The sequence below is a fragment of the Listeria welshimeri serovar 6b str. SLCC5334 genome (genome assembly GCF_000060285.1).
GTDB lineage: Bacteria > Bacillota > Bacilli > Lactobacillales > Listeriaceae > Listeria > Listeria welshimeri.
In genome coordinates this window covers 1,097,651-1,120,156 of record NC_008555.1, presented here as the reverse complement: position 1 = coordinate 1,120,156, position 22,506 = coordinate 1,097,651, and the positions used below count along the sequence as shown (strand labels likewise).

The window sequence follows — 22,506 nt, the reverse complement described above, 5'->3', positions numbered from 1 at the left end:
AAATAACCTCCAATTAGTTAAAATTAATCTTCTAAATATGTTCGAAGTTCTTCCATTCCCGTTTCATCTACTGAAGAAATATAAAAAATATGCTTCGCGCCAGCCATGCGTAATTCCCGCTCTGCTCGCTCAATGTCTTTATCCGATTCCGCTAAATCCACTTTTGTCACAATCCCAATAACCGGTTTAGCAAAAATACTGGCAAACATTGGTGAAAACGTCTGCTTCTTCTCCGTCACACTTTGTAAAATCGCAATCACCGACGCATCAGCTGCCGTCACTGTGAGTGCACTATATAATTGTCTATGTTGAACAAATTCACCAGGCGTATCAATCATTTCTTGAAAGTACTCCACAGCCTGTGTTTTTTTATATGAAATATCATATCCATGCAATTTTTGACAAAGCGTTGTTTTACCACAACCGACTGAGCCCATTACCATCATTTTTTTCAAACGACTCAGCTCCTAGTAAGTTTTGGAATGGAGAAATCCAAAATTTCATGTAATGAATAAACTACTTGTTGCAAGGCTGACTCCACAGAAGAAACATCCCCAGTAAGTACAACCGAACCACTAAAACGGTCAATAAAACCTATTCGTACATCACCAGATTTAGTTGCGATATCACTCGCAATAATAGAAGCTTCACTTGGCGTAATCGTTAAAATCCCAATCGCACTTGCGCCTTCTTCTAGCCCTAATTTTGTATAAATATCGCGGTTTGGATTAGCGATTAAATGTGCGAGTGTCACCTGTTTACCCGGTACATATTCCTGTATTACGCGTTCTTTATTATCATCAAAACTCATTTTCTTCACTCCTCATCTAGACAAACTATCTCAAAATAATCCTATCATATTTAAGCGCCACTATTTTGTTAGATTGTATAAAAGGCACGCAACTCCTTTCAGTGCGCGCCTTCTTTAAAAAGCCTATGACAATATATTGTTATCTTCTTAATAAATTAAGCTCTCAAAAACTTCTTTTCGCGGTCTTGGAATAACCACTTTGTTAATTAAAAGAGCCTCTTCTTTGGCAGCTGCAAGACCCGCTTCAACGGCCGCCTCACATGCAGCTGTATCACCCGTCAAAACAACGAATGATTTACCAGCGATACCAGTTGCTAAACGGATATCCATCAACTGAACATCGGCAGCTTTAACAGCAGCATCGGCAGCGATAATTGATCCAGAACACGAATAATATTCCATTACGCCGACTGCATTCATCTCATCTGGCACTTCTGTTTTATTAATTGCTTTGATTACTTGATCAGACACCCGTGGAATCACTAAATTACCAACAATATTCGCCGCACCAATTTTCGTTCCTGCCTCAATTGATTGTGCCACGGAATCAACTGTTCCTGCTATTAAAATATAATATTTTCCTGGACAGCTTGCTTTCGCATAAATTAATTCTGAATTAGCCGCTTTTAACATCGTATCAACTGCTTCGATGCCTTTTGAAATACTGTTTAATTCAAGAAATCCTAATGTATCCATTTTCATGACATCACCTTCTTAATATGAACTTGTTCTTCCGTTATTCGGATAATTTGCCCATCAATACTTGCATGGATATTTGCCCCAAGAGCAGTATCAGGAACCTTCGCAATTAAATCCCCTTTTTTCACGATATCTCCCTCGCTTACAACAGGAATGGACGGCGCTCCAATATGCATTTTGGTTGGAATAAATACTTCATCTACATCTAAGTAATGCATTGTTTCTAAATGAACATCTGCGTATTGCTGTAAGCCCATTTTGATTAAAATATTTTTTGGTGCAATAGACTTATATTCGCGCATTGGATCTGGAGTGAATTCTTTTTTATCCGTTTGATAACGAACCCCTTGTTTTAAAAGTTCTTTTTTTACATGAATATTTACTTGCCTTGGAGATAGACCCATCGGACAAGCAATAACTTCACAAATACCACATTCACAACAAATCATCGCTTCTTCCCAAATCGGGTCTGGTTTAATATCCGTAATGTCTTCCGCCACAGCAAAATGACGCATGACCTTATGTGGATGAATATCATGACCTAATTGTTTTCTCGGACATAAATCTGAACATAGTGAACACTGAATACAAGCCGATTTGGTTTCATTAAAGATTTGTTCCACCGTTTGATAATGGAGCTTGTGTAAATAGCCTGTATCTTCTGTAACAATTAAGCCAGACGTAGTTTTCGTTACAACTTTTTCAGCAATGGTCGATTGGTCATTTAATTTTCCCATCATCGGTCCACCGTCTAAAAATAAATACTCGTCCAAATTGGTTCCACCAGCTGCTGCTAAACATACTTCAAATGGCGTTCCAATTGGTACATCTAAAAGTTTTGGTTCATTAACCGCACCAGTAACCGTTAATTGTTTACGAACAACTGGCGCATCATCTTGAATCGCGTGATACACATTCCACATCGTTGAGACATTCGATACAATACAACCAACCATAAGTGGAATCCCGCTTGGTGGCACAACTCGACCAGTCACTTCAAATACCATGACTTGCTCATCACCAGTCGGATAGACATTATCCATCTCATGAATAGTCACACTTGCATTTAATTCTGTAATTGCCAATCTAAGAGCCGCAATCTCTTCTGTGTAATAACGTTTCGTTGCAATAACCGCAAATTCTGCGCCTACTTGGCTTTTAACCATTTCAATTGCTTTAATTGTTTCTACTGCGTGATTTCTCATCACAAAATGATCTGTTTTCAGGAGCGGTTCACATTCCGCCGCATTAATAATTAAATATTCCACTTCACCGCTAAATTTGGCATGGGTCGGAAAGCCCGCTCCACCACAACCAACAACTCCAGCATCTTTAATTTTTTCTAAAATGGACATTTGGCTCAGCACCCTCTTAATAGTTTTTCAGTATACTTCAATGATAGAGCGTTTACATTCCAAAATCTATAGTAAAATTTTGCAACCTAAAAGAGAGCAATATAATAGAATAAAAAAACCTACTAAAATTAGCAGGTTTTCGGTTATTTGTTTCGATTTTTAATTTCTTCTGTTGCTATATTTTCTACTAACTGACCAATTTCTCGCTTAACTTTTTTCGCATATCCAGGATTCCCTCCAACTGTTGAAATACCAACTAATAGATCGTTTTTCATCACTGTTGCCATATTAAAAAAATGAGAATTAGCTTGTTCCGTCGTATCATTCACTAATTGATCTGGCTTACTATCGCGTAAAACCATTTGATTCACTTCTGGATTATTCGTACAAATAAATAGCATAAAAGCTCCCTCAAGATGTTCTGTACGGTACGCTTCTTCCTTTATTCGCACATCAAACGCTTTTATTTCTGGCAAAATATGTGGCGCGACAACTAAAATATCAGCACCCGTATCAATCAATCCCTTTATTTTACGAAGGGCTACATTTCCACCACCAATTATGACTACTCTTTTCCCTGTAATATCAAGCATTATCGGATACTTCATTATCAATCCTCCGCCTATTTTTCTTCATTTTAACACATATTCGACGTATTTTTCGGGTATAGTTAAAATAATTCAAAAGGAGGTAAAGTAAATGTTTAATCAAGCGAAACGAATCTCCACATTTTTCACTTTTAATGGTAATGGTGAGGAAGCATTTCATTTTTATTTAGACACTTTTCCTGATGCGAAAAAAGTGGGCCTTACTTACTTCACAAAACCCGAGCAAGGTGGCGACATCGGCAAAATTCTTAATGCTACTTTTGAAATAAAGGGAGCATCATTTATGATTATGGATATGACCAACAATGCATCACCAGACTTCAGCTGGGCCACAACAACTCTTTATTTTGCAGACACAGAAAGCGAATTTGACTCCCTTTTTGAAAAACTTGCTAAAGAAGGCATAGTCATGATGGGACCAGAAAAAGTGGAAGCCCTTCGAAAAGTAGCTTGGGTAACAGATAAATTCGGGATTACTTGGCAACTAGCTTTTGAATAAAATCTATGAAGAAAACGCTCTAATCAGCGTTTTCTTTTTCTATTCAAAATGTTTGACCAAATTCGACCATTGTGATAAGATACCTTTAACATAAATAATTGAATACTTTTTAAGGAGGAATTTTTCATGATAGAGAATAAAAACAATGAAAACATCACAAATATCCTTACACAAAAAATGATAGACACACGAACAGTATTAATTTATGGAGAAATCAATCAAGAGCTTGCTGAAGAAGTTTCTAAACAACTACTATTACTGGAATCAATTAGTGATGAGCCAATTACGATATTTATTAATAGTCAAGGTGGACATGTGGAAGCAGGCGATACGATTCATGATATGATTAAATTTATTAAGCCAACTGTCAAAGTCGTTGGTACTGGTTGGGTTGCAAGTGCAGGTATTACTATTTACTTAGCTGCTGAAAAAGAAAATCGCTTTAGCTTACCGAATACACGCTATATGATTCATCAACCTGCTGGCGGTGTACAAGGGCAAAGTACTGAAATTGAAATCGAAGCTAAAGAAATTATCCGAATGCGTGAACGAATTAATCGTTTAATCGCTGAGGCAACAGGTCAATCTTACGAAAAAATTTCCAAAGATACCGACCGCAATTTCTGGCTTTCCGTAAATGAAGCAAAAGATTACGGAATTGTTAATGAAATCATCCAAAACCGTGATAACTTAAAATAACACAAAAAGGTTCACTTACATCATGAAGTGAACCTTTTTACTCTTTTAAAGGAGTGTTAGTTATGGAATTAACGAAAGAGAATTTCCAAAAATTGGATCAAATACATTTATCTTTTGAAAATCGTCATTCAATGAAAGAAATTATCGCCATTTTAAGTGATTCTTATATTGAAATCACGCAAAACGGAGTGATTAAAGACTTTTCCTATTACAAATCGCTTAAAGATCTTGGAGACAACACGTTAGAAATCATAGATTATGACATAAAAATTTTAGATGAAACAAAGGTCTTATCTTATTATAGATTGAAAAATACAAGTGAAAACAGCTATACAATGCGGAGTAATATCTGGATTCTCGAAAATGGTTCATGGAAACTTACTTTTCACCAAGGCACAAAAATCGTCTAAATAAAAGTAAGAAAATGAGATTAAAAACATAATTGGTATGGTTAAATGCTAGCCTTAATTCTCATCTTATATTTCATTTGCTTTTGGTGCTCGTACATATTTTTTCATCGAAAGTTCGCAGGCACCAAATGCTTTGAAGTTTTTGCGCCCTTCTGATAAAGTCAAGCCATTATTAGCTCCGGATGGAACATTCAGCAAATCATCTTCTGAAGAACCATCTTGATAAAGGGAAGAAATCTCTCCTTCATTAACAATAAAATAAGCGTCATCCTCCCAAAAACAAACAGGACAAATATCAAAATCCCCTCTAACTTCTATCGTTAAATAATTACAACATAAACATCTCTATTTATTCATTAAATTCCTCTTTCCCAGCTACTTTGACCCATTTAAGAAACATAAATAATCTTTTTCTTATTAAAAGTTTATAAATATTTTTTTCCAAGTAAGATTAATTCAAACTCTAAATCGTCAATCTCTTCTTTTAATTCTGATGATAAATCAAACAAATATAATGATTTAATAATATAAATCATCATTGTATAAAGTTTACTGTATATGGATGAATATGAAAAAAAAGGAGTTATTTTTGATTTTATATCTTGACCATGAACAAAAGAACTTGCTTCCTGAAAATCTTCATAAATATAATCTTCATTTAAATATTCGCAAGCATCTCTAAATGTAATATTTTTTTTGGAATCACAGTTGATAACCAATTATTAGAATTCCCTTTCTTTAATCTAGACTGTAATATATCATACCCTTCAAAGAACTGGGCTAAAGTATTATTTAATAGTTCTTTATTACCTTCATTATATCTCTTAGATCCCTTAATCAAGTTACTGAAAAACCAGTCCTGGAGTAATAACGGGTTTTTCTCTTTTTTTATTATACTAATATAAACATAGCACTCAATAAGTGATCTCGTCATTGCTACATTAGATATTAAGTTGCCGTTAATAAAAGAGTTATACAATTCATTTATTAAATCTTTCATATATGATTGCCACTGGATTAATAAGCCAAATTCATCATAATCTTCTCTATCAATATTAATCTTATAGTTATCTATTTTTATATATTCTTTTAGTACATTACTTACTTTTTTTAGGTATAGATATACATCTTTTTCTAAAACAAACTCTGTATTATAATAATTTTTTATTTCCAGCTCAGATAAAGATGTTTCACGCTTGAGATTATTTAGTGTAAACTTTTCTGGGATATCATTTATTTGTTTTTTGGGATTTTTCTTTATAAGTAATGGAAAATTAATTTCCGTAAAGAATGGGAGCAAAAAAAGTTCTCCAAATTCCTGTTGTAATCTGAGCATATCATCATCAAACTGACCTAATTCATTTAAATGATTATCAATGTCTACTTTTAAAACTCTTGATTCATTTTCAAATTGATTTTGAGCTTCTACTAATAAATTAAAAATTTTTCTCGCTGCCACTTCAAAATTTTCCAATTTAGATACTTTATAATATATTTTATTCATTCGATTCCTCTTTCCCAGCTGCTTTGATCCATTTAAGTAGTACCGTCTGTTCCCTCTCTTCTATTATTTTAAAACCAAATTTTAAAAGAAAAGCAATTCCAGCTTTATTTTCTTGTCTTACTTCGTCTAGCATAACTATTCCTGCGCATTCATTTTGAAAAAAATCCAAAAATAATTGCATGGCTTTTTGAGCAATTTGCTGACCTCGAAATCGAGCAGCCACTTTAATATTTAGCCAAGCTGTTCCTTTTTCAAAATCGCGAAAGCTTACTTCTCCAACAGATTCTGAACCTTTTTTGATAATAAAATAAGCATTTGCTGTAAGATTTTTTGATTTTAACCAGTCTGCTCTCATTTCTTCCGGAAAAGTAAACGGGCCACCGAGTACTTCTGTTGTCGCTTTATCTGCCCATAACCATTCGATAAATGGAAAATCTGCTGATGTAGGTTTCTGTATTCTTATTTCCATTATATCCTCCACTTCATTAATTAAATTTTATAATGAATAACTCGTTCGTCTTTTATCACACCTGAAAAATTAAGTCCATAAGCAAAATCGTAGCTATTACCTAGTTCATCTATATATGGAATCATATCATGTGCGACATCTTCTTTTTGCGTTTCGACCACATCCATATTCAACGGCATTTGAAATGGTAGTAAGCCACTTGGTTCTGTTTCGCCACAAATTAATGTTAAAAGTGCTTGTGTTGTAGATGAAAAATGTACCAATAAACCATCAATGTAAGGTTCGAATTCCGCAACAACTGTTGGATTTGTACAATCTAGACATACGATGACAGGTTTTTCACCCATTTGTTCTTTAGTAGATAAAACAGCATCTAAATCTGCTTCATTCGTTGTCGTATTGGTTTTATCTTTATAGGAACGGTTGATTGTTTTTTCAAGTGGATCCCCACCAGCTATACTTTTAGCTCGAGCAAGTTTTGCATGATAAGGACGGTATTGTAAGGAAATAGGAAGATAGCCATCTTTCTCAGTATAAGGAACAGATTGCGGTGATTCGATAAATACTAAACCAAAATCTGCTTCATCTGGGTTATCAACTAAATCATAAAATTTGTTTACTATCTTCTTATCAACTGGGAATTCACTCTTAGCAGCAATTTCTTTCCCAAACCAATCAAAAGTAACCGGACGAGTGCGCTCTGGGATGTATACTTTTAGTTTCTTCGTAAGAGGTAAAACTTGTTGCTTATTTTTCAGTAAAACTATTGATTTCTTTTGTGCTTCAAAACCAGCTGCCATAAATTCTGGATTTCCACATATTTTTTCTGAGGTCTTAAAATCTAAATATGGATTTTCAAATAATCCTGTTTGAAATATATTGCGTAATAAACGGTGTGCGCTCAGTTCAAAGCGTTCACGAATAAATTTTTCTCCAAAAGCCTCTTTCCCCATTTCATATGCTGCTAAAACAGGAGCGAGTTCATTATTTCCACCAAATTGGTCAACACCAGCTAAAATAGCTAAATAATGACGTTCTTCCACGGATAACTTTTCTACTCCCCAACTTTTACCTGAAATAAATTGACTCATACTGTAGTTATCGTGGGTAATATTCCAGTCCGTACAAACCACGCCATCATACTTATATTTATTACGCAGTAAATCTTGAATAAGATAACGATTAAAACCATTTCCAACATTGCTAGGCGTCTGATTATAAGAAATGGTATAGTAAGGCATAACCGCACTAGCTGCATTAGTTTTATCAAGTTTAAATGCCCCATCCACAAATGGTTTTAAATGTTCTTCAAAATTATTTCCTGGATACACTGCGTATTTTCCATAAGCATAATGAGCATCCCGCCCTGCCTCTCCACTACCCCCACCCGGCCAGTGTTTTACCATCGCATTTACACTTTCGCTTCCCCAGCCTGCTTCACTGTTTTGGAATCCTTCACAATAAGCTTTTGCCATGTCCGCACTTAAAACACTATCTTCGCCAAATGTTCCTTTAAATCTCATCCATCTGGGTTCTGTTGCAATATCTACTTGCGGAGATAAAGCGGTGGTAATCCCAAGTGCTCGATATTCCTTCGCAGCAATCTCACCAAATTGTTTGACTAATTTTGGATTAAATGTTGCTGCCAAACCAAGTGATTCTGGCCACTTTGAAATATCACCACCCGCTCCTGCATTAAATTCAGTACTGGCATCGCTTGTATGTCGCGGATCACTGCTCATATTAATTGGTATCCCGCAGTCTAGACTTTCCACAAAAGCTTGCATATGATTGTTCCAAGTAACTGCGGCTTCCGTATTTTCCACTGCTGTTAACAATACATGTCTTAATCTATCTTCTTTCAAAAATTTCTTCTGTTGATCACTAATATCAGAAATTTTTGCATGTTCATTTTCTTGTAATGTTAAACCATCATAAGTTCCTGCAAACATTTGTGCAAATCGTCCTGTTGTATCTACACTTTGATGTCCACTGTAAAGCATAAGCCCCGCAATTTCTTCTATCTGTAAAAGAGACACTAAATTTCGAATCCGTTCTTCCATAGGTAAACGCCAGTCTTCATAAGGATCAAGTTTTCCATTTTTATTTAGGTCTTTAAAAGCATATCCGTCTACTTCCAATATTTCAACACCACTATTTTTCGCCAAACCTAATGTCGCACCATCTTCATTATCAATTAGTAAAAAGGTATCTTTATCAGTTATTGTATATTTTTTCATTTGTACCCCTCCTATGTATTAGTTTCATTTGCAAATATATTATAGTGTAAAATTCATAAATGTTGTCCTTACTCATACTCTAAACCAGAAACTTTACTATAAGCTTATCATATTCAGTTGAAGAGAAGAAATTTATTTATAATAAAAACAAGCTTGTAATAGGCATCTCTATCACAAGCTGTTTTTATTATTCCGCTACTCGTCTCAAAACACCATTTTCCAAAAATAACTGTTCCTCTGCCAAGTCTAAAGTCGTTGCACGATGGGAAATCACAAGTACTGTTTTTCCTTGAAATTCTGAACGTAACGTGTTGAGAATTGCTTGTTCATTAATGTAATCCAAATTGCTTGTTGGTTCATCTAGTAATAATAACGGTGCATCATGGAGAAATAATCTTGCCAAACCAATCCGCTGGCGTTCTCCGTCTGATAGATCCCGTGATTGTCCACCAATGACAGTAACATATCCTTCTGGCAAAGTTTCAATCCACTTGTCAATCGCCGCTTTTCGAGAAGCCTCTTTTACTTCTTCCAAACTCGCATCTTTTTTCCCTAAACGAATATTATTACTTATCGTGTCTTCAAATAAAAATGTCGTTTGCTCCATGACTCCTTCAAGCCGGTGCAGTGAGGCTTCTGTCATTTCAGGAAGAGCTCTTTCATTTAATTTCACTTGACCATCTGGATCCCAGTAACGCATTAGTAACTTCACTAATGTGCTTTTCCCGCTGCCACTTTCCCCGCCAATGCCTAACCATTTTCCTTTAGATAAAGTAAAAGAAAGTCCGTTCAAAATTGGCTGTTTACCTTCATGACTAAAACGCACTTTATCCATTTTTGCACTTTCAAAATCTGTTAATTCGAGCGAACCATCAAACGATACAACTGGTATTTCTTCTGTGAGTGCATATAATCGTTTGCCACTCGCAAAAGTAGTTAAAAGTGCCGTTCCTAAAGCATTTAGCGCAAGCACAGATCCGAAAGAACTCAAACTAAGAACGGTCCCAATGAACACAGTCTCAACCGACAAGTGCCAAAAACTACCTAATACTAAAATAATGGTTGCTGTGCCAATTAACACCCATTCACTCAATATCTGCAAATCACTTCCTTGATGTATTCTTTTTTGATACTGCTGATTAAGTTTTTCGCCTTGATTTGTTAATTTAGTTAAACGCTCTTTGCCTAAGTTAAATTGGAATATATCTTGCAAACTAGCAATATTTTCCATTACCATTTGGTTTAAACTAACCAATTCTTTTTGATAAGCTGTTCCAATTTTTTTATTTCGTTTGTAACTCACCATTGGCAAAATAACACCGACAAAAACTTGACCTAACAAAAGGATTAGCGCCAACCAAATATGATAAGTTCCTAAAAAACCTACTGTAACAATGGTCGTTCCAAGAGCAATAAAAACAGGAGAAATCGTATGCGCGAAGAACACTTCTAACGCCTCCACATCGGTTGTAATCGCTGTGATTAAATCGCCACTTTTTTTCCCAGATAAACGAGCTGGCCCTAGTTTTCGCAAAGTCGCAAAAATACGAGCACGAATAATCGCAAGTAAACGAAAAGCAATATCGTGATTTAAGTATTGTTCCGCATATCGTGCAAGCCCTCGAATCACACCACAACCAACCATTACTAGTAGCCATTTATACGGATTTAATGTTTCGTTTGAAATCACCGCGATAATCCCGTAGACACCTACTAAAGAAATTAAAATAACGGATAAATTACTTATAATGCCAAGTAAAATCGCCAATATCATCTTCCATCTTAGTGGTTTAACAAATTTCAAAAGCCAACCAACAAGTGTCCATTCTGACATGTTAAGCCCCTCCTTTCAACAATGCTTCTTCTTCTAAAAAGTAATTTTTGAAGTAATTAGATGATTGTTGTAAATGTTCTGGACTCGCGACTTCTACTAGTTTGCCAGCTTCAAAAACTAACACCTGATCTGCGTCTAAAACATTATACAAACGATGTGAAATAAACAGCACGATTTTCTCTTTAGCTAACTCTTGTAACACTCCAAGGATAATTTTTTCACTTTCTAAATCCACACCAGAAGTAATTTCATCAAAAATATAAAGTTCCGCTTTTTGAAGTAAAGCCCTCGCTAGAAGCAAGCGTTGTCTTTGCCCACCAGACAAGTTACTGCCATTTTCTTCTAATGACTCCTCTAATTGTTTAGGTAACTTTCGCACAAATTCAGCCAAACTAACTTGTTCCAAAACATGCCATAAATCAGCCTGACTAGCTTCTGGACTTGCAATTAATAAATTTTCCTGAATACTATTTGCATAGAGATATCCATGATTATCAACTAAAATACCTTGTTTACGAATAGTATCTCCATCTAAATTCGCTAGCGATACGTCATTCCAAACAATGTTGCCCTGATAGTTTGGTAATTGATTTAATAATACCCGTGCAAAAGTACTTTTACCTGAGCCAGACTTTCCAACAAGTGCAGAAAAGCTCCCTTTACTGAAATTAGCTGATATTCCTTGAAGTGCTTCTGCTTTTCCTTTTTCATATGTAAATGTTATATTTTGAGCGGTTATTTTTTCTAATGGTTTATCTATTTTTTTTGAACCCCAAACTTGCTCCGGTAATTCTATATATGCAAATAGTCTACTACATGCACTAATTCCATTCATTGCCACATGAAATAAAGAGCCTAATTGGCGCATCGGAATAAAGAATTCGGCACTTAGCAATAAGAACATCATCATTCCAGTTAAACTAATATTGCCATTTGTAAACATAATCAGTGAAATACCAATACCCAGTGCCGCTCCACTATAAGAAATAATATCCATAATCGTAATGGAATTTAGCTGCATGGATAATAAACTCATTGTAGCTTTACGAAAACGTTCCGCATCTGAAACAATTTCCTCTTGTTTATATTTATCTTGATCATACGCTTTTAAAATACTCAAACCATTTAAGTTTTCATGAAATTTGGTACCTAAATTCGTATAATCAGACCAGTAACCGCTTAAAATTCGTTTAGCAATTTTCATCACTGCCATAATAACAATTGGAATCATTGGCATACAAATTAATAACACCGTTGCTGGTTGCCACGCAAATCCAACTAAACTTCCAAAAATCATCAAAGAAGCGATAAGACAATAAAATAATTGCGGTAAAAAACGCGAATAATAAATTTCTAATTGTTCAATTCCATCTACAGAGAGTTGTGTTAACTTAGATGCCGGTAACTGCCCCGCGTTATTACCTAATCGAAAAGCTTTTTCCATTACAGCCCGTCGCATTGATAAACGTAATTCCGCCGAAGCTTGATAAATTTGTTTCTCCGCTAATTTTGTGAGTACCATTTTTCCAACTAAAACAACTAAAACCGTCCCAGCAAGGCATAACCAATCGACAATTTGACCTTCTAAATAGTTCGTTAACTGTTGAGCAAAAACAAGCCAAAGACCAATAATCAGCCCTAAACCAAGCACACGAAAAAGAATTAATAAAATTAAAGATTTCTTTTCAACCAGTTGAAACAAACGCTTATCAATCATTCCACTTCCCCCGAGTTATATTAAGGTTCGTTTCAAAATACCCTAATACTTTCTTTGATTTTTTGGCAATATGAGCCATTTTCAATACTACTTTTCCCATTTGATCGCTAACCTCCATCAATAAATCTTTGTTTATTATATCACAAAAAACCGTATTTGATAATGATTCTCATTGTCAAATACGGTTTTTACATTAGTAGCCCTCCTATTTTGGCTATTATTTTATCTTCTTAAAGTAAACTTTATTTATATTTAAATTTATCAATCAAAAATAAGTATATTTTACAAAATTCTATAAAAAGATATTTAAGAAAAAATTATAATAAGAACCTCAAATACTCTTTTATAACTTTTAAACAAAAAAGCAATATGTTATAATCATTTTGTACTATAAACATAAAAAGGAGATGGCAACATGATAAAAATTTTATATGTACTAGGGATGTCTTTGGTTTTATCTATATTAATAGGTAGTGTCCAAGTTTCGGCTAAAGAAAATATATTTAGTACAAAAGACAAGGAAGTTTATGTTGAAAATAATCAATATGGGGAGATAATTCAAACAGAAATAGATTACTCCAACGCAAATATAGAAACAGCGGAAGGGGCAAAAGTTACATATTCTGAAGCAAAGGAAATTAGCGAAGCATCACAGAGTAATACTAGACCCTTACTCAAAAAAAGCAGTAAAACAACTGGAACAAAAACTGTCATTCCAGGTGGAATGATATATAAAGGAGTAACAGTAAAACAAAACTTCTCAGGCTATAGTTTTTCTTATAAAGCTGATTATACTACTATATATGGTAAAATCGAATGGGGTTCGAAATATGCGGATCGTTTAGATCGTATTTACGGGATAAATTATAGTACAAATAATGGTGGAAGTATATTGTCAAAAGGTGTCTTCAGAAAAAATGAAAAATCCGGCTATTCTGCATATGGTGGGGTGAAAATGGTAATCAACAATACTAGTGGTGGAAATTACACCATTTACAACTACATCCGAGTAGGCAAAGATAAAGTATGGTTGGATTATGTATATAATAGTTAGAAGGTGAATGAATGAGTACACTATATAGCTTTGAAAATATTTTTGGTAACTCTCTACTAAATATTTTAATCATTATTATTGCAGTATGGATTGTTTTAATTAACCTCATCAAAATTTTTGAGCATAATAAAACACATCCCAAAGAAATAAAATTAATAAATCTGGTGTTTTTTGTACTATCTTTATGGTTTTTTATACGCTTTATATTATCAATAAGTTTATTTTAAAAAATAACGCTGAAAACATATTTCATTTGTTTTCAGCGTTATTTTTTATACTTTTATTTGACTGTGTGGTAACCACATGGTTTATACTAAAACTAAATCACAAGGAGGTATCTTATGCGAATTCTTTCCACCGGCGAAATCGCGCAACTTTTTCAAATATCTAAATATAAAATCCGTCACTATATCGATGAAGGTATCCTAGTTCCTAAAAGAAATCCTGAAAATGGCTATTATTATTTTGAAGAAACCGACATTTACCGTTTATATCAAATTATTCTTTTTAGAAAAATTGGCTTTTCTATTCAAGAAATCAAAGAAAGTTTGCTTGGTGAAAAAGTGACTCCTATGTTAGAACAGGCTGAACAAAATTTGCAACAAAAAATAGAAGAGTTAGTAGACATTCAAAAAACGATTCAAAAAATCATTCATTCGCAAAAAGAAATTACTTTAAATGAAATTACTTTTGTAAATAAAGCCGCTCGGTATTTCAAAAAAGTTCCTGCCCAAATGCTCGATAATAACGCTATCAACTATTCCCAAGCCGCAAAACATAATCTGCCGAATTTAGAAGAACCATTTTATATTTTTTCTGAATCTGATAATGGCGTCATCTGTCTTAAAAGCACTAAAGAAATAAGCGATTATACTTTTCCGGATGGCGAATATGCTTGCAAAACTTTTATTGCCGAAAATGAAGCAACTATTGAGACGCAAATCAAACTTTTTTTAGACGAACTAAAAAATCCTGCTAAAAGTATGATTGTTTACGAAAACATCTACCCTTCACTTATCTTTCCAGATGCAATGGTTTACACGATGGAAGTGCTATTATGACGATAGCTATTCAAACCATCACCACATTCGAGAAAGGAAGTATCCTTGACGAAGTGGCATTTATCGTTTGTTCGGGTTTCAAATCTAAATTTACAAATGCGCTATTTTCTGAAACGGAAGTATATGATGTGGTTTATGCCTTTTGCTACTATATTTATACTGAAAAAGGTGAAAACTTACTGATTGCAACATCTGATGCGAAAGTTTGTGGTTGCCTATTTTTAACAAATAAGAACGATTCACACCGTCATTTCTATCAATCCGTAAGTAGATTTTTGCCCTTTTCAAAGCGACTTAAATTGTTATTTTTACTCAGCCTACTGTCACACAAACCAACTACAGATGAGCGATACATCGATTTTATAACCGTTTCATCAGATTTTCGTGGCCAAGGTATTGGGAAAAAGCTCATTTCCTATTGTAAGGAAACTTTTCATACTGAGCGACTCACTTTATATGTTGCAAAGAATAATACTCACGCATATCAGCTTTACCAAAATTTAGGATTTCAAGTGGTGGAAAAAGAAAATAGTACATTCATGGGTGTACTAACGGGAATCAAAGAATGGTATAAAATGGAGTGGATAAAATGAAGCTTTGGAAAAAAATAACCATCACGTTAAGCGCAATTGTCGTCATTTTAGTAGCGTTACTTTTTATCGGAAATGATTATGAAATGAACGAAGAAAGAGTCACAATTCCCACTAATGGCGGAACACTCTCAGCGGTCGTCACTACTCCAAAACACGACAAACCAAAAGGCATTATCGTATTCGTGCATGGCGATGGAGCACAAGAAGCAACGCAAAATGGCGGCTATAAACCACTGATGGAGCGTTTTGCCAAACAAGGCTATATTTCTATATCTTGGGATAAACCAGGTGTCGGAAAGTCCTCTGGTAATTGGCTAAATCAGTCCATGGATAACCGCGCAAACGAAGTGAATCAAGTTATTGAGTGGATGAAAGTGAAGTACCCAGACAGTACTTCTAAAATTGGCTTATGGGGCGCAAGTCAAGCAGGTTGGGTAATTCCAAAAGCAATGAATGCAAATAATGACATTGACTTTTCAATACTTGCCGCCCCTGCCATCAATTGGATGCGCCAAGGAGAATACAATACCGGCTGGCAAACGAAAGATGCTGGTAAAACAACTAAAGAAATCAAGCAAGCACAACAAAATTTTCTCTCCGACAGCGCACTTATTTCTAAAAACAAAACCTACGAAAGCTACAAACAAAATGGCGGTAAAGAAGATATGACCCCGGATCGCTACAACTTCATACGCAAAAACATGAACCAAGATGCCACCCTAGACCTTTCAAAAGTAAAAGCAAAAATCTATCTCGTCTTAGCTGAAAAAGATAAAAATGTAGATTCAGCAGAAACAAAAGAAGTTTACACCCAACAAATAAAGAAAGAAAACCTAGAAACCCAAACCATCCCAAATGTCTCACATCAAATGATTAACCCTGCCATCGCTAATTCAGATTTACTCATCAATATTGTTGGCTTAATGGTTCCAAAATATTTTTTAGTAGATGATGCTTATCTAGATTATTGTGAAAAAGTAGTTTCTCAGCAGTAATACCTCCAAACAAAAAGACAGAAGGCGTTTCTTCTGTCTTTTTAATCATCTATTTTACAACTTCAATTACTGGTGGAATCCAAGTCTGTTCAATAATGGATTCATCAGGACCATAAGCTCTTAAAATCATATAAAATTCTTTTTCAGGGCAAGGTTAACCAGTTATCTTCTCTCTCCGCACCAGGAGATTCATGTTGAATATAAATGTCAAAAGAACCATCTTCGTTCTTTTTAATATTTGGAGTACGGTCTTCTAATTGCATATTTATTAATTGGGTTGTCAACGAAATTATGGTCAATTCCATACATACTAAGTGACCAAAACTCATTAACTGGTGGTATTGTTTTATTATCAAAATGAATCCGATAATTTTTCACACCATTTAAATATTTCTTATTTTCTCCAGCCACAGCCGTCATATAAATCTCAAGCTGACTCCAATTCTAAGACAATTCTTCCATCAAAATTAATTGAGATTTTTCCGTTTCATCTTTTACACTGATTTCTAAGTAGTCGAAACCATCCGTTTTAACTTGTTCCCAAGGTATATGTCTGCCATCAATTAGTAGTACATTTCCTTTATCATCAACTTCATAATCCTCTTTTTCACTTTCATAATCAATTCCGATTCCAACAGACAAATTAATTTTAGAAACATGATTCACCGGAAATCTTTTAAGTTCTCTATTTTCAATCACAGTCTTATCGTATTCATCGCAAAACATACTATCATATCCATAATAGGCGCCATCATAAAGTAATATTTCTTCCTTTGTTAAATTATTTTTAGCAATAACCTTTATTGGAACCTTAAAATCCGTAGCTGTAATTAGTTGGTCTCCCTCAATTACTTCCAGTGTTCCGCAATAAAAAATATCAAATGTTTCCTCACTACTTGCAGTTGAAATTTCTAAATTAAGAAAATCATTGACACCTATTTCTTTTGCAGTGTTTTTTAAATATGATGGAATCAACATTTTTCCTCCTAGTAATATAAATTTTATTATGTGCAGATTATAGCTTACCACATTCATTCACTTAGAACAAATTCTTTAAAATAACCAAGAATTGTTATTAACTTATGCGAATCTCCAAATCCTTTGAATTCTTCGTTTTCCTTTATACATTTTATCCAATTTTTGTCATCAACCATCAAATCAATATTTTCAAAGTTTTTATTTAATAGACTGGTCCCATTAAGATTAATTCGGACATACCACCCAGGGTTATCAAGAGTCCCGATAGTTATACCATAATCATGCTCCCAAACTCCGTCGCACTGTTCTTTATACCAATTTTCTACCCACGATAAAATATCCAATTCCCGCTCTCTTTCTACTTAATTCACACTAACTTTATTCAATCAAAATCTATCTAAATTATGATATCTAACATTTGGGAGCCGCTCTAATAAAAGCTCCATGTCTTTTCGTAAAAATGTTTTCCACTTCCCATTTTCCTTATATCTGAGATTACGAATCTGGATATTTTCTATACTTACACAATGTTCAAAAACATCTAAAGAAAAAGTTTCTAATCGTAAATCAAAAAGCGAAAGAACTTTTAATTCACTTAAATTTTTTAAAAATGATAAATCTTGTTTTTGGCTAGGTTTTGCTCCAGCATAAACACGGGAGGCAATAACAAGTTCCTCCAGTCCCCTCATTTCACCTAAAAATGAAAAAGTTTTTACTGAGGATGAGTTTATCAAATATAAAGATCTAAGTTTTTTTAATTTAGCCAGATCGTTTAAACAAGTGATTTTAGGAGGTATATCTAGATAAAGGAATTGTAGCTTTCTTAATTCTTGAATTTGCTCAATAGAATCTGCAACTAACCATTTTATAAATAAATAGTCGAGTTCTTTTTGATGACAAATAGCATTAAAAAGTTGCTGATTCATTCTAGTCACCATGTGAATTTTTTTATAGTTAGTTGGATTATCTTTTAGGAATTCACACCAATAGTTAACAATTTTCTTTTTTTGGTATTCTGTTTCATTTAATTGGGTACATGCAAGTTTTATTTTATCCGAAGCAGTATCTACAATTTTCCTCTCAATCGGCCAGTCATCTGTTGAATGAGTTCTTAAATAGCCATTCTTTATCTCTTCTTCTGTAAAACGCATATCACTCATTCTCCTTTATTTTAAGTTTAGATTGCATCGTATAACTTCTTGTAAAAATAACATAGCATCAGTATCGTATATTAAATTTCTTTTGCTACTGTATAATAGCCAGTCTTTGATAAATTACTATTTATGCAGCTTTATTAAAAGTTTCTATTTCATTTTGTTCTGCATAAAATACTTTTAAATTAGTTATGATAAGATAAACGTGATTTCCCTTAAACTTAGGTTACGTAGAACTAAATCGGTTATATTTTTAGAATATTGCACAAATTCAATATCATTAACATTAATATAACCGATTGAGAATTCTTTTAGCTTTTTTTAAACCTTTTAAGAAAGTTAGTGTCATCAATATCAATAGAAATCAAATGTAATTTTGTAATAAAAGTTCATTTACATCATATAAATGTTCTTGCAACCCCATGGCTTAATAAATTCTCTTCATAATGAACTTTATTGTTCCATAATTAATTCCATATATTTCTTCTTTCTAGATTTTTCTATTATTCAGCTTCAAAGTCAAATTCTTCTTCAACTTCATTTGTTAGAAACATCCAAAAACTAGCTAATAATGAACTAGTATTATTGTATGCACTTTTGTCTAAAGCATCATCAGTTCCTATAATGTAGTTCATATCTGGATCTGAATTAAATTCACTATACCCTTCGCCACTACAATAAATAACTGGATTATCTTTTTCAATGTCTTTTAAAGAGATTGCATAATCACAAGCCGCTTCCATTTCAGTAGCATAAATTAGAAAGTCTTCATCACCATCTTTTACAATGCATAATTCATCTAAAGGAAGAACTGATAGAGAATGTTCTTCTTGTCCATCAATTATTCCAATTTTTTTATAATATTCTACTAGCATCATTGGCAGTTTCCCTATTCTTTTGATTACATCTGTAATTTCTTTATCACTATAAGGCTCGCAGTCATACCCTTTTTCTTCCCATATCCGCTTTAAATTATCAATATTTTTTTCATAAAACACCTTTTCCCTTCAATAAAGTAAATTTTTTTTAGCACTAATATTAATCTGTGGTTTTGATTCTCCTTTCACATTACTAAGTATTTTTAACCTACTATATAGAACAAAAAAATGACAGCTAATCATATTGATAAACTGTCATTTACATAAACATTTTATTTCCATTCAGAAAATCACTTTCAACCTTACAGATAATTATTTAACGTTGCCGCTTTTTTATCCGTTACTATTTTATATTTTCTGTATTGGCTAATTTATGCTAATTCTAGTTAGTTAAAATACTATCACACAATTATTTGATTTTCAAATCGATAAATAATGTATTAATATAGGAATAAATGTATAATCAAGGCTTAATATTCAAAGAGGTTGCATTTTTTATTAACTCAATTAAAAATTTTATCTTCATTGGCATGGATACTCAAAAAAAGCTAGACAAGGAAATTTCGAATTAGAGCGTTTTCTTTACAAGACTTTTATCGACATCATACAAATCAAAAACTTTCTCTGCTAAGACAAAAGATTGACTATTTATAAATCATTAGAGCATGGTTAGAGGGACAACAAAATTATCTCGTCTTCATTTACTTTAATTAAGTTAAATTGATATTCTTGAATTATGTTCGGAAAGTTATTTTTTACTTCGTGTTTAAACCCCATTAATTCCACCAATTTTGTTAATTTTTGAATTAAGATATTATTTGGAAATAATCCGTTTCTCTTTATATGTATGCAGTTCACGTTCAATAATACTCTTCTCCATATTCGAAACAAATTCTTTATTAACAAAGCCACTTAATGTTTCACCCATTAGTAATTCTTGAAAATGATTATTGAATCCTCTTTCGCAGATTATTAATTCATTAATTATTTTCTCGTAAATTGTTGTACTGGGAATTATCCCTTCTCGTTCTATTTGAGTTAGCTTTGCGTTCAGTAAATTATCCAAACTAAATTTACAGAGAATCAAATTATCTAGTGTGAAATAATGCAAATCAATCCCGTCCATGCTCCATCCTATACCTAAAGCATAGTTCTCTCCGATGAAAGCAACTTCATTATTATCTATTTTAGTTAGCTTTAATTGATACTTTTGCTCGTATCCTTTGAATATTTTTTCAACTTCTTTATAAAAATCCAATTGATCACAGTCATTATTCTTTTAAGAAATCTTCTATCATTTCTCTACTTTCTTGGCAAAATTGTAAGATAGTAACTTTAGTATAATTTTTTTCAGCATAATCAAGTAACTCTAATATATTATCTAATTTATTCTGAGGAAGCGGCGTCTGATTTCTTCTTACAAAAGCAATCTAGCCAAGATTAAACATTTCATTTTCTTCCAAAAACTTTATATTAATATTACTTACATTATCATATCTTTCATAACCGATTACAAAAGCAATTTTCTTGTTTGAAAATGTGATAGTAGCGTCCGTTATTTCTATTAATTTAAAATTATTATGGAGCAAAAATTTACTTTTTTTAAGGATTATTTCTTTTGAATTATCATCCAATTTCATGGTTGGACTCCTCTTTGCTGTTAAATTCTCAACATTTCTTGGTTAAATATATAAACTCAAACTATCCTTCAAATCCCCGATTACTTCTCTAGGAACACCGGCCAATTCATATTGCTCATAATCTTCCAACCACTTGTCATCTCCATTAAGCACACTGCTCCAATGACGCGGAAGACCTCTTGCAAGTATTAAAAATGAGACATCAACCCTCTCCTGCACAGAATTATATTTTGGCAAATTCTCCCTATCTTTATCATCAAAGACATGTAAAAAATAAGACCATACATCAAAACTAACAAGCAAATTATCTTTATCACGGCTTACATAATCCAAAGAGACCTCATCAAAATGAATCAAAAAAACAAGCGCAAAATTAGAACCAAAAAGTGCTAGCTCCTCTTCAGATATAACTTTATAATTCAACTTATATTCTTCTATTAATGGTTGGAATCTTTTTATAAAATCAGCTTCATATTTCATTTTGAAATCCTTCAATTTTTTTGCCATTAATATTAGTTTTATAGGCTGAATACTCGTCTTTGTTAATAGCTCTCGGCTCATTATAAAACTTATTCTCTTTAAAATCCTTTATCCAGTCATTTTGACCAGATAGCAATTCAGGGAAATATTTACTTAAACCTCTCGCATGAATAAGTAAGCTATTAGAAATTTTGTCGACCAAATTATTTGCAGGAATGATATTAGCTAATAATTCTTTTTCATAATTTGAAAATAAGAAATTGGTTATTTTCACTTTTTCTAAGCTGTGAAGAAACAGATAATAAATATCAATACCTTCTCTACTTTTCCAAATAGTTAGAGCATAATTAGGATGTAACAACATTATTTCGTCTTCATTTACTTTAATTAAGTTAAATTGATATTCTTGAATTATATCCGCAAAGTTATTTTCTACTTCGTGCTTAAACTCCATAAATTTCACCAACTCTGTTATTTTTTATATTTCATTTCAGATGTTTTAGAATCAAATTCATAACCATGTTCTTTTAAATAAAAATATTCTTTACCAAATACTTGGAAAGCTTCATCATTAAGTGCATTTTCAAAGTTAAGCGGCATCAGCTTATCTGCAATTCTTATATCTGATAATACATTCAATTGATTCGCTAAGTATTTATCAATACGTAAAATCTATATGTAGTTCATTTTTATAATCTCTATAATGAAAAGCTCACTCTTATATTTATTAATCATACTGCGTAAGACATATAAATCAATTTAACTTTCATTTTTCTATTAAATAACAAAATGTTTCTATCTAATTTGTAAAAAGAAGTAATGACCAGT

At 33.1% G+C, this 22,506-nt stretch carries 27 protein-coding genes and 3 pseudogenes; 7 read left to right on the top strand and 23 right to left on the bottom strand.

Annotated elements, in window-relative coordinates:
* Positions 1-23: 23 nt before the first annotated feature.
* The 5 genes from LWE_RS05580 to LWE_RS05560 form a co-directional block, all read right to left on the bottom strand.
* Positions 24-455: a EutP/PduV family microcompartment system protein gene (locus LWE_RS05580; RefSeq protein WP_011701922.1), complete on the bottom strand. Its 432-nt coding sequence runs from the start codon at positions 453-455 to the stop codon at positions 24-26.
* A 5-nt stretch (positions 456-460) separates the two neighbouring features.
* A complete protein-coding gene (gene eutS, locus LWE_RS05575; RefSeq protein WP_003746982.1) occupies positions 461-811 on the bottom strand; it encodes an ethanolamine utilization microcompartment protein EutS in 351 nt (116 codons plus the stop codon).
* 147 nt (positions 812-958) lie between these two features.
* On the bottom strand, positions 959-1,513 hold the full coding sequence (locus tag LWE_RS05570; protein WP_003719346.1) for a BMC domain-containing protein: 555 nt from the start codon (positions 1,511-1,513) through the stop codon (positions 959-961).
* Positions 1,510-2,874 carry a 4Fe-4S dicluster domain-containing protein gene (locus LWE_RS05565; RefSeq protein ID WP_011701921.1) on the bottom strand — a complete coding sequence of 455 codons (1,365 nt, stop codon included), beginning with the start codon at positions 2,872-2,874 and terminating at the stop codon, positions 1,510-1,512. The genes LWE_RS05570 and LWE_RS05565 overlap by 4 nt, the downstream gene beginning before the upstream one ends.
* Before the next feature lie 134 nt (positions 2,875-3,008).
* Positions 3,009-3,473: a precorrin-2 dehydrogenase/sirohydrochlorin ferrochelatase family protein gene (locus tag LWE_RS05560; RefSeq protein ID WP_011701920.1), complete on the bottom strand. Its 465-nt coding sequence runs from the start codon at positions 3,471-3,473 to the stop codon at positions 3,009-3,011.
* 91 nt (positions 3,474-3,564) lie between these two features.
* On the opposite strand from LWE_RS05560, the gene LWE_RS05555 reads away from it, so the two are divergent.
* From LWE_RS05555 to LWE_RS05545, 3 genes are all read left to right on the top strand, one after another.
* Positions 3,565-3,972 (top strand): VOC family protein, encoded by a 408-nt coding sequence (locus LWE_RS05555; protein ID WP_011701919.1) that lies wholly within the window; start codon positions 3,565-3,567, stop codon positions 3,970-3,972.
* A gap of 126 nt (positions 3,973-4,098) precedes the next feature.
* Positions 4,099-4,671 carry an ATP-dependent Clp protease proteolytic subunit gene (locus tag LWE_RS05550; RefSeq protein WP_011701918.1) on the top strand — a complete coding sequence of 191 codons (573 nt, stop codon included), beginning with the start codon at positions 4,099-4,101 and terminating at the stop codon, positions 4,669-4,671.
* A gap of 62 nt (positions 4,672-4,733) precedes the next feature.
* Positions 4,734-5,081, top strand: coding sequence for a nuclear transport factor 2 family protein (locus LWE_RS05545; RefSeq protein WP_011701917.1), 348 nt, complete (start codon positions 4,734-4,736; stop codon positions 5,079-5,081).
* A 66-nt stretch (positions 5,082-5,147) separates the two neighbouring features.
* Here LWE_RS05545 and LWE_RS05540 read toward each other — a convergent pair.
* From LWE_RS05540 to LWE_RS05515, 6 genes and pseudogenes are all read right to left on the bottom strand, one after another.
* Positions 5,148-5,414, bottom strand: a pseudogene (locus LWE_RS05540) (CPCC family cysteine-rich protein); the annotation flags it as partial.
* A 325-nt stretch (positions 5,415-5,739) separates the two neighbouring features.
* Positions 5,740-6,585, bottom strand: coding sequence for a hypothetical protein (locus tag LWE_RS05535; protein WP_011701913.1), 846 nt, complete (start codon positions 6,583-6,585; stop codon positions 5,740-5,742).
* Positions 6,578-7,054, bottom strand: coding sequence for a GNAT family N-acetyltransferase (locus LWE_RS05530; protein WP_011701912.1), 477 nt, complete (start codon positions 7,052-7,054; stop codon positions 6,578-6,580). The genes LWE_RS05535 and LWE_RS05530 overlap by 8 nt, the downstream gene beginning before the upstream one ends.
* 20 nt (positions 7,055-7,074) lie before the next feature.
* A complete protein-coding gene (locus LWE_RS05525; protein ID WP_011701911.1) occupies positions 7,075-9,294 on the bottom strand; it encodes a glycoside hydrolase family 3 protein in 2,220 nt (739 codons plus the stop codon).
* Positions 9,295-9,481: 187 nt separating this feature from the next.
* Positions 9,482-11,128: an amino acid ABC transporter ATP-binding/permease protein gene (locus LWE_RS05520; RefSeq protein ID WP_011701910.1), complete on the bottom strand. Its 1,647-nt coding sequence runs from the start codon at positions 11,126-11,128 to the stop codon at positions 9,482-9,484.
* 1 nt (position 11,129) lies between these two features.
* Positions 11,130-12,845 (bottom strand): ABC transporter ATP-binding protein/permease, encoded by a 1,716-nt coding sequence (locus LWE_RS05515; RefSeq protein ID WP_011701909.1) that lies wholly within the window; start codon positions 12,843-12,845, stop codon positions 11,130-11,132.
* 415 nt (positions 12,846-13,260) lie between these two features.
* Between LWE_RS05515 and LWE_RS05510 the strand changes: the two genes are divergently transcribed.
* From LWE_RS05510 to LWE_RS05490, 4 genes are all read left to right on the top strand, one after another.
* Positions 13,261-13,899: a hypothetical protein gene (locus LWE_RS05510; protein WP_011701908.1), complete on the top strand. Its 639-nt coding sequence runs from the start codon at positions 13,261-13,263 to the stop codon at positions 13,897-13,899.
* A gap of 341 nt (positions 13,900-14,240) precedes the next feature.
* Positions 14,241-14,960, top strand: coding sequence for a MerR family transcriptional regulator (locus tag LWE_RS05500; protein WP_011701907.1), 720 nt, complete (start codon positions 14,241-14,243; stop codon positions 14,958-14,960).
* The gene (locus LWE_RS05495; protein WP_011701906.1) at positions 14,957-15,553 is read left to right on the top strand and encodes a GNAT family N-acetyltransferase; all 597 of its coding nucleotides are present in this window, start codon (positions 14,957-14,959) and stop codon (positions 15,551-15,553) included. The genes LWE_RS05500 and LWE_RS05495 overlap by 4 nt, the downstream gene beginning before the upstream one ends.
* Complete coding sequence (locus LWE_RS05490) at positions 15,550-16,548, top strand: alpha/beta hydrolase family protein (protein WP_011701905.1); 999 nt, start codon at positions 15,550-15,552, stop codon at positions 16,546-16,548. Before LWE_RS05495 ends, LWE_RS05490 begins: the two co-directional genes overlap by 4 nt.
* A gap of 143 nt (positions 16,549-16,691) precedes the next feature.
* On the opposite strand, the gene LWE_RS14900 is transcribed toward LWE_RS05490, so the two are convergent.
* From LWE_RS14900 to LWE_RS14635, 12 genes and pseudogenes are all read right to left on the bottom strand, one after another.
* Positions 16,692-16,811: a DUF1214 domain-containing protein gene (locus tag LWE_RS14900; protein WP_157738618.1), complete on the bottom strand. Its 120-nt coding sequence runs from the start codon at positions 16,809-16,811 to the stop codon at positions 16,692-16,694.
* Positions 16,780-16,968, bottom strand: coding sequence for a DUF1214 domain-containing protein (locus LWE_RS14570; protein WP_011701904.1), 189 nt, complete (start codon positions 16,966-16,968; stop codon positions 16,780-16,782). The genes LWE_RS14900 and LWE_RS14570 overlap by 32 nt, the downstream gene beginning before the upstream one ends.
* Positions 16,969-16,992: 24 nt before the next feature.
* Positions 16,993-17,526: a hypothetical protein gene (locus LWE_RS05480; RefSeq protein ID WP_011701903.1), complete on the bottom strand. Its 534-nt coding sequence runs from the start codon at positions 17,524-17,526 to the stop codon at positions 16,993-16,995.
* 53 nt (positions 17,527-17,579) lie between these two features.
* Entirely contained in the window at positions 17,580-17,870 is a 291-nt protein-coding gene (locus LWE_RS05475; protein ID WP_041176329.1) for an immunity 53 family protein, read from the bottom strand.
* A 42-nt stretch (positions 17,871-17,912) separates the two neighbouring features.
* Complete coding sequence (locus tag LWE_RS05470) at positions 17,913-18,677, bottom strand: leucine-rich repeat domain-containing protein (RefSeq protein ID WP_011701902.1); 765 nt, start codon at positions 18,675-18,677, stop codon at positions 17,913-17,915.
* A gap of 506 nt (positions 18,678-19,183) precedes the next feature.
* Positions 19,184-19,678, bottom strand: coding sequence for a hypothetical protein (locus tag LWE_RS05465; RefSeq protein WP_011701901.1), 495 nt, complete (start codon positions 19,676-19,678; stop codon positions 19,184-19,186).
* A gap of 527 nt (positions 19,679-20,205) precedes the next feature.
* Positions 20,206-20,335, bottom strand: a pseudogene (locus tag LWE_RS14785) (hypothetical protein); the annotation flags it as partial.
* A gap of 37 nt (positions 20,336-20,372) precedes the next feature.
* Positions 20,373-20,816: a hypothetical protein gene (locus LWE_RS05460; protein ID WP_011701900.1), complete on the bottom strand. Its 444-nt coding sequence runs from the start codon at positions 20,814-20,816 to the stop codon at positions 20,373-20,375.
* 13 nt (positions 20,817-20,829) lie between these two features.
* A pseudogene (locus tag LWE_RS05455) lies at positions 20,830-21,198 on the bottom strand (hypothetical protein).
* A gap of 42 nt (positions 21,199-21,240) precedes the next feature.
* Entirely contained in the window at positions 21,241-21,678 is a 438-nt protein-coding gene (locus LWE_RS05450) for a hypothetical protein (RefSeq protein ID WP_011701898.1), read from the bottom strand.
* Entirely contained in the window at positions 21,668-22,132 is a 465-nt protein-coding gene (locus tag LWE_RS05445) for a hypothetical protein (RefSeq protein ID WP_011701897.1), read from the bottom strand. Before LWE_RS05445 ends, LWE_RS05450 begins: the two co-directional genes overlap by 11 nt.
* Before the next feature lie 17 nt (positions 22,133-22,149).
* Positions 22,150-22,317: a hypothetical protein gene (locus tag LWE_RS14635; RefSeq protein ID WP_011701896.1), complete on the bottom strand. Its 168-nt coding sequence runs from the start codon at positions 22,315-22,317 to the stop codon at positions 22,150-22,152.
* Between the last annotated feature and the right edge of the window lie 189 nt (positions 22,318-22,506).

Excerpts from the sequence above, each read along its gene's own strand:
- eutS (WP_003746982.1), bottom strand. The coding sequence starts at position 811 with ATGAGTTTTGATGATAATAAAGAACGCGTAATACAGGAATATGTACCG.
- LWE_RS05570 (WP_003719346.1), bottom strand. The coding sequence starts at position 1,513 with ATGAAAATGGATACATTAGGATTTCTTGAATTAAACAGTATTTCAAAA.
- LWE_RS05560 (WP_011701920.1), bottom strand. The coding sequence starts at position 3,473 with ATGAAGTATCCGATAATGCTTGATATTACAGGGAAAAGAGTAGTCATA.
- LWE_RS05555 (WP_011701919.1), top strand. The coding sequence starts at position 3,565 with ATGTTTAATCAAGCGAAACGAATCTCCACATTTTTCACTTTTAATGGT.
- LWE_RS05550 (WP_011701918.1), top strand. The coding sequence starts at position 4,099 with ATGATAGAGAATAAAAACAATGAAAACATCACAAATATCCTTACACAA.
- LWE_RS05545 (WP_011701917.1), top strand. The coding sequence starts at position 4,734 with ATGGAATTAACGAAAGAGAATTTCCAAAAATTGGATCAAATACATTTA.
- LWE_RS05535 (WP_011701913.1), bottom strand. The coding sequence starts at position 6,585 with ATGAATAAAATATATTATAAAGTATCTAAATTGGAAAATTTTGAAGTG.
- LWE_RS05530 (WP_011701912.1), bottom strand. The coding sequence starts at position 7,054 with ATGGAAATAAGAATACAGAAACCTACATCAGCAGATTTTCCATTTATC.
- LWE_RS05525 (WP_011701911.1), bottom strand. The coding sequence starts at position 9,294 with ATGAAAAAATATACAATAACTGATAAAGATACCTTTTTACTAATTGAT.
- LWE_RS05520 (WP_011701910.1), bottom strand. The coding sequence starts at position 11,128 with ATGTCAGAATGGACACTTGTTGGTTGGCTTTTGAAATTTGTTAAACCA.
- LWE_RS05515 (WP_011701909.1), bottom strand. The coding sequence starts at position 12,845 with ATGATTGATAAGCGTTTGTTTCAACTGGTTGAAAAGAAATCTTTAATT.
- LWE_RS05510 (WP_011701908.1), top strand. The coding sequence starts at position 13,261 with ATGATAAAAATTTTATATGTACTAGGGATGTCTTTGGTTTTATCTATA.
- LWE_RS05500 (WP_011701907.1), top strand. The coding sequence starts at position 14,241 with ATGCGAATTCTTTCCACCGGCGAAATCGCGCAACTTTTTCAAATATCT.
- LWE_RS05495 (WP_011701906.1), top strand. The coding sequence starts at position 14,957 with ATGACGATAGCTATTCAAACCATCACCACATTCGAGAAAGGAAGTATC.
- LWE_RS05490 (WP_011701905.1), top strand. The coding sequence starts at position 15,550 with ATGAAGCTTTGGAAAAAAATAACCATCACGTTAAGCGCAATTGTCGTC.
- LWE_RS14900 (WP_157738618.1), bottom strand. The coding sequence starts at position 16,811 with ATGCAATTAGAAGACCGTACTCCAAATATTAAAAAGAACGAAGATGGT.
- LWE_RS14570 (WP_011701904.1), bottom strand. The coding sequence starts at position 16,968 with ATGACGGCTGTGGCTGGAGAAAATAAGAAATATTTAAATGGTGTGAAA.
- LWE_RS05480 (WP_011701903.1), bottom strand. The coding sequence starts at position 17,526 with ATGTTGATTCCATCATATTTAAAAAACACTGCAAAAGAAATAGGTGTC.
- LWE_RS05470 (WP_011701902.1), bottom strand. The coding sequence starts at position 18,677 with ATGCGTTTTACAGAAGAAGAGATAAAGAATGGCTATTTAAGAACTCAT.
- LWE_RS05450 (WP_011701898.1), bottom strand. The coding sequence starts at position 21,678 with ATGAAATATGAAGCTGATTTTATAAAAAGATTCCAACCATTAATAGAA.
- LWE_RS05445 (WP_011701897.1), bottom strand. The coding sequence starts at position 22,132 with ATGGAGTTTAAGCACGAAGTAGAAAATAACTTTGCGGATATAATTCAA.